This is a genomic window from Rhodanobacter sp. UC4443_H10 (assembly GCF_052978325.1).
The window spans coordinates 1341966-1355732 of sequence record NZ_CM129668.1 but is presented as its reverse complement, the minus strand read 5'-3'; the positions used below and the strand labels follow the sequence as shown (position 1 = coordinate 1355732).

13 protein-coding genes are annotated in these 13767 nt (G+C 63.2%); 8 read left to right on the top strand and 5 right to left on the bottom strand.

The window, feature by feature from the left end:
• The first annotated feature begins 4 nt into the window (after nucleotides 1-4).
• Together ACVCMB_RS06495 and ACVCMB_RS06490 are read left to right on the top strand one after the other, a co-directional pair.
• Complete coding sequence (locus ACVCMB_RS06495) at nucleotides 5-667, top strand: hypothetical protein (protein WP_447106458.1); 663 nt, start codon at nucleotides 5-7, stop codon at nucleotides 665-667.
• An 82-nt stretch (nucleotides 668-749) separates the two neighbouring features.
• Entirely contained in the window at nucleotides 750-1010 is a 261-nt protein-coding gene (locus tag ACVCMB_RS06490; protein WP_447106457.1) for a hypothetical protein, read from the top strand.
• Between the two features lie 222 nt (nucleotides 1011-1232).
• Here the strand turns inward: ACVCMB_RS06490 and ACVCMB_RS06485 are convergent, their stop codons facing one another.
• Nucleotides 1233-2243 carry a hypothetical protein gene (locus ACVCMB_RS06485; protein ID WP_447106456.1) on the bottom strand — a complete coding sequence of 337 codons (1011 nt, stop codon included), beginning with the start codon at nucleotides 2241-2243 and terminating at the stop codon, nucleotides 1233-1235.
• A gap of 26 nt (nucleotides 2244-2269) precedes the next feature.
• On the bottom strand, nucleotides 2270-2722 hold the full coding sequence (locus ACVCMB_RS06480; protein ID WP_447106455.1) for a chromate resistance protein ChrB domain-containing protein: 453 nt from the start codon (nucleotides 2720-2722) through the stop codon (nucleotides 2270-2272).
• A 78-nt stretch (nucleotides 2723-2800) separates the two neighbouring features.
• Here ACVCMB_RS06480 and ACVCMB_RS06475 point away from each other — a divergent pair, with 78 nt between their 5' ends.
• The 5 genes from ACVCMB_RS06475 to chrA are packed head-to-tail and all read left to right on the top strand — an operon-like array spanning nucleotide 2801 to nucleotide 8991.
• Nucleotides 2801-3736: a chromate resistance protein ChrB domain-containing protein gene (locus ACVCMB_RS06475; protein WP_447106454.1), complete on the top strand. Its 936-nt coding sequence runs from the start codon at nucleotides 2801-2803 to the stop codon at nucleotides 3734-3736.
• Nucleotides 3737-3779: 43 nt separating this feature from the next.
• A complete protein-coding gene (locus tag ACVCMB_RS06470; protein WP_447106453.1) occupies nucleotides 3780-4724 on the top strand; it encodes a DUF1259 domain-containing protein in 945 nt (314 codons plus the stop codon).
• Nucleotides 4725-4784: 60 nt separating this feature from the next.
• The gene (locus ACVCMB_RS06465; protein ID WP_447106452.1) at nucleotides 4785-6950 is read left to right on the top strand and encodes a DUF5916 domain-containing protein; all 2166 of its coding nucleotides are present in this window, start codon (nucleotides 4785-4787) and stop codon (nucleotides 6948-6950) included.
• Nucleotides 6951-6970: 20 nt separating this feature from the next.
• Nucleotides 6971-7621 (top strand): superoxide dismutase, encoded by a 651-nt coding sequence (locus ACVCMB_RS06460; RefSeq protein WP_447106451.1) that lies wholly within the window; start codon nucleotides 6971-6973, stop codon nucleotides 7619-7621.
• Nucleotides 7618-8991: a chromate efflux transporter gene (gene chrA / locus ACVCMB_RS06455; RefSeq protein ID WP_447106450.1), complete on the top strand. Its 1374-nt coding sequence runs from the start codon at nucleotides 7618-7620 to the stop codon at nucleotides 8989-8991. Before ACVCMB_RS06460 ends, chrA begins: the two co-directional genes overlap by 4 nt.
• 72 nt (nucleotides 8992-9063) lie before the next feature.
• Here the strand turns inward: chrA and ACVCMB_RS06450 are convergent, their stop codons facing one another.
• The gene (locus ACVCMB_RS06450; protein ID WP_447106449.1) at nucleotides 9064-9594 is read right to left on the bottom strand and encodes a hypothetical protein; all 531 of its coding nucleotides are present in this window, start codon (nucleotides 9592-9594) and stop codon (nucleotides 9064-9066) included.
• Nucleotides 9595-9820: 226 nt separating this feature from the next.
• Here ACVCMB_RS06450 and ACVCMB_RS06445 point away from each other — a divergent pair, with 226 nt between their 5' ends.
• Nucleotides 9821-10303 (top strand): hypothetical protein, encoded by a 483-nt coding sequence (locus ACVCMB_RS06445; RefSeq protein WP_447106448.1) that lies wholly within the window; start codon nucleotides 9821-9823, stop codon nucleotides 10301-10303.
• Nucleotides 10304-11102: 799 nt separating this feature from the next.
• Here the strand turns inward: ACVCMB_RS06445 and ACVCMB_RS06440 are convergent.
• Together ACVCMB_RS06440 and ACVCMB_RS06435 are read right to left on the bottom strand one after the other, a co-directional pair.
• Nucleotides 11103-12290, bottom strand: coding sequence for an MraY family glycosyltransferase (locus ACVCMB_RS06440; RefSeq protein WP_395119596.1), 1188 nt, complete (start codon nucleotides 12288-12290; stop codon nucleotides 11103-11105).
• Between the two features lie 176 nt (nucleotides 12291-12466).
• Entirely contained in the window at nucleotides 12467-13642 is a 1176-nt protein-coding gene (locus ACVCMB_RS06435) for a polysaccharide biosynthesis/export family protein (RefSeq protein ID WP_395119595.1), read from the bottom strand.
• Nucleotides 13643-13767 lie beyond the last annotated feature (125 nt).

Below are 13767 nucleotides of genomic sequence, written 5' to 3'. Positions count from 1 at the left end.
TTCCATGTCCACTATCCCATCGCATCCCTTGCCCACTACGCGCCGGCTGCTGAAGGCCACTGCCGTGGCCATCGTCGTGGCCGGTGCTCTGCTGGTTACCACCGTTCTGCCGGCCGAGTACGGCATCGACCCCACCGGCATGGGCAAACGCCTCGGCCTCAACGTACTGGCTGAAACCGCCGAAGCCGCGGAGCCTGCGGTGCCTGCTGCCACGGGCATGCCGACACCATCAAACAGCCATGCCGACGATACCGGAGAGGCCGCCAAGGCAGCGGCCGCCTTTGGTGTGAATGCCGGCCAGACCTTCGACACGCAAGCTATTGACCAGAGCGGCGTGCCGATCCGCCATGACACGCTCACGGTCGAGCTGCTGCCCGGCAAGGGTACCGAGGTCAAGGCCCTGCTGAAGTCCGGCGATGGTGCCGTGTTCCACTGGACGGCCACCGGTGAGGTGGCTGTCGACATGCATGGCGAGCGAAGCGGCGTGAAAAATGCCTGGACCAGCTATTGGGTCGAACAAGCCCAGCGCGAGGGGGCCGGCACCTTTGTCGCCCCCTTCGACGGCAGCCATGGCTGGTACTGGGAAAATCGCGGGACCGCGCCCGTGACCGTTCGGATCGAAGTCACGGGCTTCCAGGAAAAGTTGTACCGACCGGGGCAGTCCTGAGCCGTCGTACGGCGAGACGACACTGTCCTGCATGTTCCAACTGCGGCGAAAACGCCGCCTTCATCCATCAGGAGATGCTGCAATGATTTTTCGTTCTTTGTTGATTGCTGTTGCCACGTGTGCATCGGTGGCTTCCATGACAGCACTGGCTCACGATCCCCGTCTGCATGAAGCCGCGCAGGCCCCCGTCACCGCGAAGAAGGCCAAGCCCGCCACCTGCACCGAGCTGGCCGATGTTCAGCGTTATTCCAATGACGTTTCGGTCCCCGACATCAAGGCTCTGAAAGCACGCTGTGACGCCGAGACTGCACCCGCCGACAAAGAAGCGGTAATCCGGCAATAACCGATATCCGGCCTATGCAGCTGTCGTACCCTGCGCAATACATGCGCAGGGTACGACGTTGATGGGCACCGACTGACAGCGACGGCAGGAGCCTCTTGTTTGATGGAGACCGCCATAGTGTCTGACGTGATTGGCGTGCTTTCGGTGTTGGTACTGGTGGCGGCCAACGGATTCTTCGTGGCTTCGGAGTTTTCGTTGGTGGCCGTCTCGGGTCGGCGGCTATTAAGGAAGCGGCTGCATGATGCGCAGTGCGGTATGTCCCTGCAGGTCCTTGAGGGGAAAGTAAGCAAGATGGGTGTCCGGATCGACGGCGACCACGTGCGCGTGCGGTCCAAGCATGCCCTCGCCGAGCTTCGTCACAGTGGCCTTGGCCACGGAGAACAGCGAGACCACGCCTGATTCGCTGGCGACATACAGCCAGCCCTTGCCGGCATCGTAGGCCAGCACGTCCGGATCGTCGCCGACCTCGAAGGAGGCCGTGACGCGGCGACTCGTCAGATCCAGCACGAGCAGTTTGTGGTTGTCCTCGCAGGCGATGAACGCGAGCCGCTGTTGCGGCACGATCTGCAGGCCGTGATTGCCCTTTGCACCGGGTAGATCGATGCGAGCGATCACCTTGTCGGTTGCCGGGTCGATCTCGACCAACTGCCTGCGGGTCTGCACGTTGGCGAAGACGTGTTTGGAGACGGGATCGTATTGGGTATTACCGACTTCGCCACCGAGCGGGATGGTCGCCACCCGCTGGTTCGTGCGCACGTCGATCACCGTATCGGTCGCGCCGTGTTCGTCGGAAACGTAGAGCTTGTGCAGATCGGGGACATAAGCCATGCCATCCGGATACACACCAGCCGGCGCACGCGCCAGGATCTTCAGGCTGTCCTCGTCGATCGCAACTACTTCGTTGGTGCCCGTGGCCGACGCATAGACCCGCCCGAGCTCCGGGATCACCAGCACGCCGTGGACCTTGCTGATGTCAGGGATTCGCGTCACTACCCGCTGTGTCTGCGTGTCGAACACGATCACCGCGCTATCGCCGAGATGCGCAATGAACAACAGGTGCCGTGCTGGATCGTAGCTTTCGTAGTCCAGACGCGTGGTTTCGCCACCGAGGGGCACATCGGCAACCTGAGTGAGCGGCAAGCTGCTGGCGCCGGCCGGACTGGCACAGGCCGTGGCCGTGCACAGGAGAGCCACCAACGATCCGACCCGGCGAAGCAAGATCGACATGCTCATAAATACTCCGTCTATCCCGATGACGATCAAGCGCCGGGTGGCCAGCGATGCGTTTCGCCCTGGCCCTTCTTGCACCAGGCATACAACGCGTCGTAGATCACCAGCCCGTGGCGCAGCATATCGTGGTCGTCCTCGAACACCCGCGACAATCCCAGCGAGATCGCGTACAGCCCGGCGGACTGAGACGTCAGATCGAGGCGTGAGGTGTCCGCGCCACGCACGATGACAGCAAGTTGTTGCAAGGCGGGATCATCGAGTGCATAGCGTTTGAGAAAGGCATCGAAGCTGCAGAACTCTCCCTCGTGGGACAGTTCGGCACCCGGAATGTCGTAAGGGATGGCGCCGGTCGCCTCAGCGACCGCAAATACCTGGTCAGTCGGCACGTACACAAACTCTGGCGCCGTGTCGATGAATCGGGCGATCAGCCAAGGACAGGCGATCCGATCAATCTTGGGGCGTTCTCGTGTGACCCATTGCATGACCGCATTCTCCGGCAGTTGTAGACTATATAACAGTCATGTAGTGTACTCTACATGACTGAGCCCATGAGATGGCTGATGTTGATCAGCAGCTTGCCCGGAAAGACGCAGACGGCGCGCATGCGGGTATGGCGGGCGCTGAAGGCGGCGGGTGCTGGCGCCATGCGGGACGGCGTGTACGTGCTGCCACAGGCCGACAATGCCCACGCCGTGTTCGAGGAGCAGGCTGCCGAGGTGGTCGCGGCCGACGGCACCGCGCAAATCGTCGCCTTCGACAGCCGGGACGAGGCGCAGCAGCGCGCACTCGTTGCCTTGCTCGATCGCAGCAACGAGTACCGTGAACTCTTCAGTCAGCTCGATGCTTTGCAGGCCCGATTGGCCACTCTGGAAGAAGTCGAGGCACGCCGGGAGCTGGCCATGTTGCGTCGCGATGTCGCCGCCGTGGTGGAGATCGACTTCTTTCCCGGTTCGCCGCGCCGTCAGGTGGAAAGCGCCTTGAGCGATGCCGAAGCGGCATTGAATGCGCGTTTTTCACCGGACGAGCCCCATGCCTTGCGCGGCGGGGTGCCACGCTGCGATCCGGCGGAGTATCGCGGGCGTCTGTGGGCTACCCGCGAGCACTTGTGGATCGATCGGGTGGCATCGGCGTGGCTGATCGCCCGGTTCATTGATCGCAAGGCGACATTCGCGTGGATCAAGACCCCGAAAAGCTGTCCGAAGAAGGCGGTCGGCTTTGACTTCGATGGCGCCGAGTTCACCCATCGCGGCGCCCGGGTGACTTTCGAGGTGCTCTTGATCAGTTTCGGGCTGGGCGATGACCGCGGTCTCGCCCGTCTCGGCGCGCTGGTGCATTACCTCGATGTCGGGGGCGTGCCGGTGCCGGAGGCGGCGGGCTTCGCCGCGATCATGGCCGGCGCTCGTGCGACCCAGCCGGACGATGACGCACTGCTGCGCAACATCAGCCCGGTGCTCGACAGCCTGTACGCCGCCTATGCCGAACCGCCAGCGACATGAGTTGCCGCTGTCGACGCCATTCAATTACCACCCGGAGGTGTCTATGAAATCGTCTGCCCATAACTACACGCGAACCTCTCTTTCTCGTCGTTTCCAGGTGATGGTGGTGGCGGCCATGCTCCTTGGCTGTGCGCTGCCGACGCTGGCGGCTGGCCAGCTGGACTTGAAAGCCATTAGCGCGGCCAGTGGCGCGACCGCCACCGCCACGCCGGATGGCGTCGTGAAAATTGGCTGGTCACGTACCGATGTCGCCGTCACCGTGGATGGCATGAAGCTTCCGCCGGCGGCGGGCCTGGGTTCCTGGGCCGCGTTTTCGTCGATGACGGGCGGCCGCGCCATGGTGATGGGCGACACGGTGGTGTTCCAGGACGAAGTGGACGCCGCGATGGATGCGGCCTTTGCCCACGGCCTCACCGTCACCGCGCTGCACAATCACTTCTTCTACGACACGCCGAAGGTCTACTTCATGCACATCGGCGGCGAAGGCAACCCTGAAATGCTTGCCGCCGGTGTCAAAGCCGTCTGGACGGCCATCCGCGCGGTGCGCCACGCGCATCCACAGCCGGCAACGGGGTTCGCAGGGATGACGCCCATCGCCGGGCATATCAACGTGGATGCACTCGGCAAGATCGTGGGTCAGCCGGCGGTCGACATGCAGGGCGTCGGCAAGATCACGATCGGACGCAGCGGCAGCATGCAGGGCATGCAGGTCGGCGGCTCGATGGGACTGACCACCTGGGCCGCGTTCAGCGGTAGCGACGAAGCGGCCGCGATGGACGGTGATTTCATCATGGCCACTGGGGAGGTGCAGCCTGTGCTGCGTGCCTTGCGCAGGGCCGGTATCCATGTGGTGGCGTTGCACAACCACATGATGGACGTGCAGCCCGATCTGTACTTCGCCCACTTCTGGGGCAAGGGAACGACCGCGGAGCTCGCTCGTGGATTCCGCGCCGCGCTTGATGCCCAAGCCGCCGTCAAGCAGCCCTGATTGATCGGATGGCGATCCATGACCAGATATGCCCACCAGCGAGTAGGCGGATCAGCGTGGATGTTTCTCGCTTTGTTGTCGCCGAACACCTATGCGGCGATCGTGACCAGTCCCAGCATCGCACCACCCGAGATCGGCGTCCTGTCGGTACGCAGCGCCCTCACGGGCGCGCTGCCCGACGAACCAGACTGGGCGCAGTCGGCGCCGATCGAACTCACGCAGCAAGATCCGCACCCCGGCCAGCCGACGTCCTACCGTACGACGGTGCGGGTGCTGAAGGATCGCACGCACCTGTATCTGTTGATCGACTGCGTCGACCCGAGTTTTGGCAAGCGTTCGGTGCATACGCTGGAGCGCGACAGCGATCAGACCAACGATGATCACGTCACGTTGGTGCTGGACACCTTCGGCAACCACCGCGTGGGCTACGTGTTTCAGGTCAACGCCGGTGGCGCGCGTACCGATGGGTTGATCTCCCCCGCATCGCCCGATCCGAATTACGACTGGGACGGGATCTGGCGGGCGAACGTTCGGCAAACGGCAGACGGCTGGCGCGCCGAGATCGCGATCGACACGCGCAGTCTGCAATTCCGTAAGGGGCTGGATCGTTGGGGTCTGAATGTGCAGCGCTACGTGCCGCGCGCTCAGCTCAGCCTGCAGTGGGCCAGCATCACGCTCAATAGTTCGATCTTCGATCTTTCCCGCATGGGCGTCCTGAGCGGGACCAGCGGCCTTGAACAGGGACACGGCCTGGAAGTATCGCCGTATGCCTTGCTGAATCACGACAGCCTCAGCAATCGCTATTCGGCGCAGGCCGGTGGTGATGTGCGTTACAACGTGACACCCGAACTGGCGGCCATCGTCACGGTCAATCCGGACTTCGCCGAAGCCGAGGCCGATGCTCAACAGATCAATCTGACCCGTTTTTCGCTGTCGTTGCCGGAGAAGCGCCGCTTCTTCCTGGAAGGCTCCAATCAGTTCAATTTTGCCGCTGGGCTCAGCCAGACCGGCGACCTCAACAGCACGTTCATTCCGTTTTACTCGCGCCGCGTCGGCCTTCTGAACGGCGAAACGGTACGCCTGGATGAAGGCGTCAAGCTTATCGGCCAAACCGGCCCGTGGTCGATCGGTGCGCTGGATGTGCAAACCGGCCCCTCGGGTCTCTATGGCCGCCCGATCAACTTGTTCGTCGGGCGCCTGACCTACGATGTCGATGACCATTTGCGCGTCGGTACGCTGGTGACACGCGGCGATCCGACCGGGCAGACGCGTAATCTCTTTGCTGGCGTCGATGCGGTCTGGCATACGGCCACGTTTCGTGGTGACAAGAACCTGACGCTTTCGGGTTGGGCGGCGCGTACGCAAGACGATGGTCTGCAAGGACGGCATTCGGGTTGGGGCGTCTATGCGCAGTACCCTAATGATCTATGGAACTGGAATGCCAGCGTCAATGTATTCGGTGACGCTCTCAACCCCGCGTTGGGTTTCCTGCCACGTCCAGGCACGCGCCAGTACGACGTGTATATCGACTATCGGCCGCGTCCCACCAGCGCGACGCTCAGCTGGGCGCGACAGTTCTTCTACCAATTCGAAGTGCAGCAGATCGACGACCTGCATGGCACCACGCAGACCCGGCGCATTTTCACTGCCCCGTTCAATGTTGACGCCGAGTCCGGCGAGCACTACGAGTTCGACTGGATTCCGGATTACGAGGCGCTGACCGAACCGTTCCAGATCGCCGATGGTGTGATCCTGCCGGCGGGACGCTATCACTTCAATCGCTATCGCTTCGAAACGCAGTCGTCCGATGCGCGGCCATGGCGCATCGGCAGCGTGGTTGAATTTGGCGATTTTTATAGTGGGCGGCTGACGCAATACATGCCGTTCGTGGATTGGACGGCACTGGAAGGAAAACTGCGCTTCGAGTTGCAGAATGAAACGGATGTCGGTCGCTTGCCGCAAGGCCGGTTCATCCAGCGGCTCTACCAACTCAAGCTGAGTTACTCCTTCAGCCCCGACCTCATCCTGTCCAGCTTTGCCCAGTACGACTCGGCGCAAGGCCATGTCGGCATCAACACGCGTCTGCACTGGATCATCGCGCCGGGACGGGACTTCTATCTGGTCTTCAATCACGGGGTGAAAACCTCGGTGACGGATCCGATCGCACGCTACGCGCCCATCTCGAACGCCGTGATTGCCAAGTTGCGCTGGGACTTTCGTTCGTAATACACGCAGGAGGTATCGCCATGTCCGATTCCACGTCGCCTGCCTTTGCGGGCCAGCATGTACTGCAACCGCTGCCCTTCGATCCGCGCTCGCTTACCGGTCTCTCGGAGCGGTTGATCGTCTCGCATCACGAGAACAATTACGGCGGCGCGGTGCGCAACCTCAATAACCTGGAGAAGCAGCTGGTGCAGGTCAGTAGGGACACGCCTGCGTTTGTCGTCGGCGGCTTGCGTCAGCACGAGCTGATGTATCGCAACTCGATGACGTTGCACGAGGCGTATTTCGGCAACTTGGGTGGCGACGGTCGCGCCACCGGCGGTATCGCTGCCGCCATCTCGGCCACGTACGGCAGCATGGATGCCTGGGAAACTCATTTCCGCCTGACCGGTGCCAGCCTTGGTGGGGGCAGTGGCTGGGCGATCTTGGCGTTCGAACTGATGACCGGTGAGTTACGCACGGTTTGGTCGGGCCACCACACGCAGGTACTCGCGACCGCGTTGCCTCTGCTGGTCATGGACATGTATGAGCATTCCTACCAGATGGACTACGGTGCCGCAGCACTGAAATACATCGAAGCGTTCCTGACCAATGTGCAATGGGATGAAGTCGATCGCCGCTTCGCACAGGCACAGGCTCTGCATCGCACCCTGGTCGGCGTGGTGCACTCGTGAAAGCGGATACGCCAGCGGTTGCCCCGGTCAGCCTCGCGCAAGCCACGCGGGTGTGGGCAAAGATCGGCTGGTTGAGCTTCGGCGGTCCGGCGGGCCAGATTGCCGTGATGCATCGTGAGCTGGTCGAGCAGCGTCGATGGATCAGCGAGTCGAGGTTTCTTCATGCGCTGAACTACTGCATGTTGCTGCCAGGTCCCGAAGCGACCCAACTGGCTATCTACATCGGCTGGCTGATGCATCGCACGATCGGCGGTCTCATTGCGGGCATCCTGTTTGTGCTGCCTGGCGTGATCGTGCTGCTCAGCCTGAGTCTGCTGTATGCCTCGGTCGGTCAAGTGCCGATGGTGGTCGCGGTCTTCTTTGGAGTGAAGGCGGCAGTGCTGGCGGTAGTGGTCGAGGCGGTGCTGCGGATCGCGCGCCGTGCCCTGAAAGGCCACTTCTTTGTCGGTGTTGCGGCGGCGGCCTTCCTGGCCATCCATGTGTTTCGGCTGCCGTTCCCTTTGATTATCGCCGGAGCCGCCGTGCTGGGCCTCGTGGCCCGCCGATGGTATCCGCAGTGGTTCCCGACGCCAGCCACGGCCGAGGAACTGGCCAGCGATGGTTACCTGATCGACCAACAGATACTGCGCGGTGAGTTGACCCATACGAGGCCATCACGAGCGCGGGCATTGCGCACTGCCGTGATTGGCCTGTTGCTATGGGCCACGCCGGTGGTAGCGGCTGTGATTCTGCTCGGGCGCACCAGTGTGCTCGCCCGCGCGGGTCTGTTCTTCAGCGAAACCGCTGTGGTGACTTTTGGCGGTGCCTATGCGGTGCTGGCCTTCATTGCTCAGCGCGTGGTGACCGATTACGGCTGGTTGTCGCCGGCACAAATGCTCGACGGACTGGCGCTGGCGGAAACCACCCCCGGGCCACTGATCATGGTGGTGCAGTTTGTGGCCTTCATAGCGGCGTTCCAGCACCAGGCCGGCATGTCGCCCTTGCTCGCCGGCATTCTCGGCTCGCTGCTGAGCGTATGGGTGACGTTTGTGCCGTGTTTCTTATGGATATTTCTCGGCGGCCCCTACATCGAAGCACTCCGCGGGAATCGGGCACTGCACTGCGCACTCAGCGCCGTCACCGCCGCCGTGGTGGGCGTGGTGCTGAACCTGTCGGTATGGTTCGCGGAGCACACCATCTTCGGATCGGTGAAAACATTCAGCGCCGGGATCATCCATCTTGATGTGCCGCAACCAGCCACGCTCAATCTGGCCGCGTTGATGCTTGCTGCCGGGGCGATGATCGCCATGCTGCGTTATCGCGTTGGCATGGCATGGACGCTCGGCATATGCGCCTGCCTGGGTGCCTTGCTTCGACTAGTTCAGGGTTGATGGGTAGATTCAAGGCAAGATGCGCTGCCCTGAGTCACGACGCATGTGAGTTGAGCGCCCACCATCACAGCTTCAAATAATCCTCTCAGGCCACGATGAGTTCGCGAACGCCGGGATCAGTGCGTCGATGCGCGCCGAACGCGTGCGGCTTTGGCACCATCCTCCTCTTGCAGCGTATCGGCCACGCGCCGGAATGCGTTTTTGGCGATCGGACAGACCGCTGTAGGCGTCAAAGGGGAACCCTAGTGGACCGGCCAGTTCAATGTCCGCTCCTGGCCGATAGTGTTGAAAAACTCGCTTCGAAAATTCGAGCTCGTTCGAAGCGAGAAAATGCGGCCGCGACAATCGCTTTCTGTCGAGCTGAATGTGCAAATTTGTACAGAATCGAATCGTCACGGCCGTCGTGATCGAAAATTCGGACGTCCATTCGTTAAAAAGGAGTTTTTCAACAGAATCGGCCGAAGTGAGCCAATCGACTGCGCTTGTCAGCGCTCCTGGCGAACGTGGTCGGTTCTTCCGGCGATGGTGGTCAAGCACGATGCGGGCATAGGCAACACGCTGACAACACTGGGTAGTGTGACTGCCGGCTGGGGTCAGTTTCACTGGCGTAGCCGGTCAGCGAATGTGGGCAGGTAGATGGCGCTTTGCAATTGAGGCTGTCAATGGCTGATTTGGAGCATTACAGCTGGTTGGTTTGGAAGCGTTGCGAATGGTGGATTTGCAACCGCAATTGATGGCGGGTTTCAGCAGAATACGCACGCGGGGCATACTGACGACATCGCCGTCCGTCGTTATTCCCAATCACCGCCCAATGACACCGGGGCCCAGCATGGCCGATCTTCTCTTTCTCGACACCGAGTGGAACAACGATGCCGTGCGCGAGCTGGTCAGCTTGGCCTTGGTCAACGCGGATGCCACCCAATGCTTCTACGCCGAGCGGGCTCCACGACCCGGAGCACCGTCATCCTTCGTGAGCAAAGCGGTCTACCCGCTCCTGGACGGTGGCGATGCAGCGCTCTCGGATGAGAACTTCGGTGAACAACTACGAGGGTTCGTAGCGTCCTTCGGCCACCCACGCATTCACTTCGACGGGGCGATCGACAAGAGACAGTTGGCGCGGGCTCTGACGGGGTTTGGAACGTGGAGCGGTGAGGTGCCGATGTGGGAGCCGGTGCTCGTCACACGCCAAGACGTCCTGGGGGAACTGGAGATCTATTTCGACTGCAGGCCTGAGAGGGCGGCGCGCCGACATCACGCAGCAGTGGACGCCGAGGCATTGCGTGCCGCTTACATCAGGATAGTGGGGTTGTGAGGTCTTTCCTCTCACGACCAGCCTGAAACCCGAGCCTGGGCGACGCCCAAGTCCTGATTAGCCCGAACTTGGCCCAGCGATCCACCGGCCGGTCAACCTTTTCTGGTCAATTCGTGCCGCACCCCAGGCCTTGTTCCCGGCGTGGTGGTGCGCCATCAGCGCTCCAGCTGTTCTGGATTGCTTACCCGTCTCTGGTGCAGGCGAGCACATCACCCCCTAACGCATCCGCGGACCACTTCATTCCGTTTTCGTCGCGACCAGCATTGGTCGTCATCACGGTCCGCTTGTCCTGGACCTTTTGGCTGGGTAATTCCAAGCACCCCAGGCTCGCTAGAGGAGTCGGCCAAGTGGTGGGCGCTATCCACGCGTTGAGAAGGTCCTGTCGCTGAACTGTGGGTGCATTCGTGGCGGGCGTTTGGACGTCCAAACGGCGGCCTGTGCGGCGGTGTTTTATGGGGGTGTCCAAGCGTTTTTCGAGGTTGTACCCGGGTCAAAACCCCCGTTTTATGGTGTCCAAGAAGTGTCCAAGGCTCTCGGATTGTCAGAAATTGGCTGGGAAGCCTTGCTGCGCCTAGCGCTGTTCACCACACCCATATTCTGGCGCATGAACGGGGTGTGCTTGGCGTGGTCGTCGTGACTCATGCAATCGGATCTGGAAGGGGAGCAGGCGCCCGGCCGGCGACATGCCCGCGGCCGGATTCCGGGGCGCGAGTCTGGCACGGAGTTCGTGCCCATGGTAACGGCGTGCGTGATCCCGCGCTGCGACTGCCGGTGAACACGCCGGTGCGGGCGGCGAGATTCAGGTCGGCAGGTCGGTGCTGCGCTGGACGCGCGGCGGTGCGTCGTGTTGCGCGCCCTCACCGCTGCGCTGGCGCATGCGCGAAGGAGGCCGCGCGGGCATGCCCGGGCCGGCGAGCACGCGCGAGGCCATCCGCGGCGATGGCTGTTCCATCTCCCGCCGCCGCCCCAGGCAAGCGGTAAACAGCGCATACATGGCCAGCAGCACGACGAAGGCCACCGCGTTGGCCAGCGCGCCGGCAAGCTGGTGGATGACGTGGCCCAGCACCGGCATGATCGCGGCGAACGCCACCAGGCAGATCAGCGTGTCGCGTGGCTTCAGGCCTGCATCCATCAGCAGGTGATGGATGTGGCCGCGATCGGCGGTGAACGGGGACTCGCCCCGGTGCAGGCGGCGGAACATCACGGTCAAAGTGTCGAACACGGGTAGCGCCACGCACCACAGCACCAGCCCGGGCGAGAGCTGCCGCGGCTGGCCCTGGCTCATGCCGATCAGCGACCAGGCCAGTAGGTAGCCCAGCATGACGCTGCCGGCATCGCCGAGGAACACCTTGCCGACGCGTCCGAACAGACCCAGGTTGGCCGCCAGATACGGCACCAGTGCGGCAGCGATCACCGCCACCGCGGCGAACTGCAGGTTCGATCCGGTGTGGCGGCCGAGCAGCTCGATGCCGCCGGCGGCGACCAGGGCCAGGCAGCCGGCCAATCCGTCGATGCCGTCGATGAGGTTGAACGCATTCAGCAGGCCGATCACCGCGACCACGGTGAACGGTATCCCCAGCCAGCCGAGCGTGAGCTCGTGGCCATGCACCATGCCCAGCGAACGGATGTAGACGCCCGAGCTGATGACCACGATGGCGATGGCGGCCAGCTCGGTGACCACGCGCACCCACACGCGCAGGTCGAGCAGGTCGTCGGCCACGCCGACCACCACCAGCATCAGCGTGGTCCAGATCACGGCGTCCTCGAACGGGGTGAAGACATCCGCGTGCCACCACCCGGCCAGCATGCCGATGGCGATGGCCAGGCCGCCGACCAGCGGCGTGTCGAAGGCGTGCCGCTTGCGACCCTGGTCCGGGTAATCGACCAGGCCCAGGCGGCGACCGAGCGGCAGCAGTGCCATCAGCGAGACAGCCGACACGCCGGTGGCGATCGCGCAGCTTTCGAGTATCCGCGGGTCGAAGGTCATGGCAATCCTGCTTGTTCTTCGCGTCGCCGGCAGCCTCGATGCTTTCGCAAGCCCGGGTCGCTGCATCATTCGGTGACGCTGCTCGGCCTGTTCGAGATGCCACACGAACGGCTCGGTGGAGGGGCATGCCGCATCGGCGAGGGGTCGACTCCGCGACCCTTCGCCGCCCAGCCCGGTCATTTGCTGTTGTTGAGGTAGTACTGGCTGGACGCGGTGGCGCTCAGCGCGCTGGTGAGCGGCAGCAACTGGCTGGTGAAGCGATTCCAGCGAGTGATGCCGGCCGCGCTGGCGAACACCACGTCGCCCGGTTGCACCTTGAAACTGTCGGCCAGCGCGAACGCGGCAGGCGATTTCGCATCCAGCTCGTACACGGTCGGCCGCTGGTTGGGGTCCTCCTTGTGCAGCGCGCCGCGCACCACGTAGACCATGCCTCTGGAGGTGGTCTCGTTGAGGCCGCCGGCCTGTCCCAGCGCCTGGGTCAGGGTGAGGTTCGAGGTGTTGAAGCGCAGCGCCTGCGGGCGCAGCACTTCGCCCATCACGTAGACCTCCTGGTCGAAGTTGAACGGCACGAACACGCGGTCGCCCGGGCGCAGGTAGATCTTGCGGGCCAGCGCCTTGCCGTCGTGCGACGGGCTCAGGTCGAGGTGGTAGGACTCGTCTCCGCGCGTCAACACCACGTTGGAGAGGTCGGCATTCTTGCTGTCCACGCCGCCCGCCACGCCGATCGCCTCGCCCAGCGTCAGCGGCACCGTGGTCACCGGCTGCGCGCCGGCCTTGACGAAGGCGCCTTCCAGCACCACGCGCTGGCTGCCGTAGCCGGCGACGCTCACGTCCACCAGCGGCGCCCGGATGAAGTGCGACAGCCCCGAGGTGATCGCCTGGCGCGCCTGCTCGATGGTCATGCCGGCCACCTTCACCACGCCGGCGTAGGGGAAATACAAGGTGCCGTCGGGCCGCACCAGCCGCTCGTTGGCGGCGGTTTCCTGCTGTTGCCCGGCGGGCGAGGTCAGCTCCGGGTGGTCCCACACGGTGATGTGCAGGGTGTCGCCGGGGCCGATCCGGTAGCCTTCCGGGCGATAGTCCAGCAGCGCCGGTGGCAGCGCCGAGGTCGTGTCCGCCGCCGCGTTCTGCTGCTGCGTCTGGACCAGGCTCGGCGTGATCGGCACCAGCGTCACGTAGCTGTTTTCGCCGCCGAGCGAGCTCTTCGACATCGACTGCCCCGGCGCCCAGACGCAGCCGGCGAGCGATGCCACCAGCAGCATGCCGGCCACGCTGCGCATCGACGCCGCGGCGTGCGCCCTGCCGCGCTTGCCCTGCGGGCGGATGTCGTTGCGGACCTGGCGGCGGGGCATCGTCGGAACTGCAGCAAGCGCACCTCGGTTCATGTCGGATTTGCTCCTGTCATTCGGATCGGATAATGGCATTGATGCAATATCGAGCCGGCCCAATAATCCGCGCCGTGGGTGATTTGTCCAGT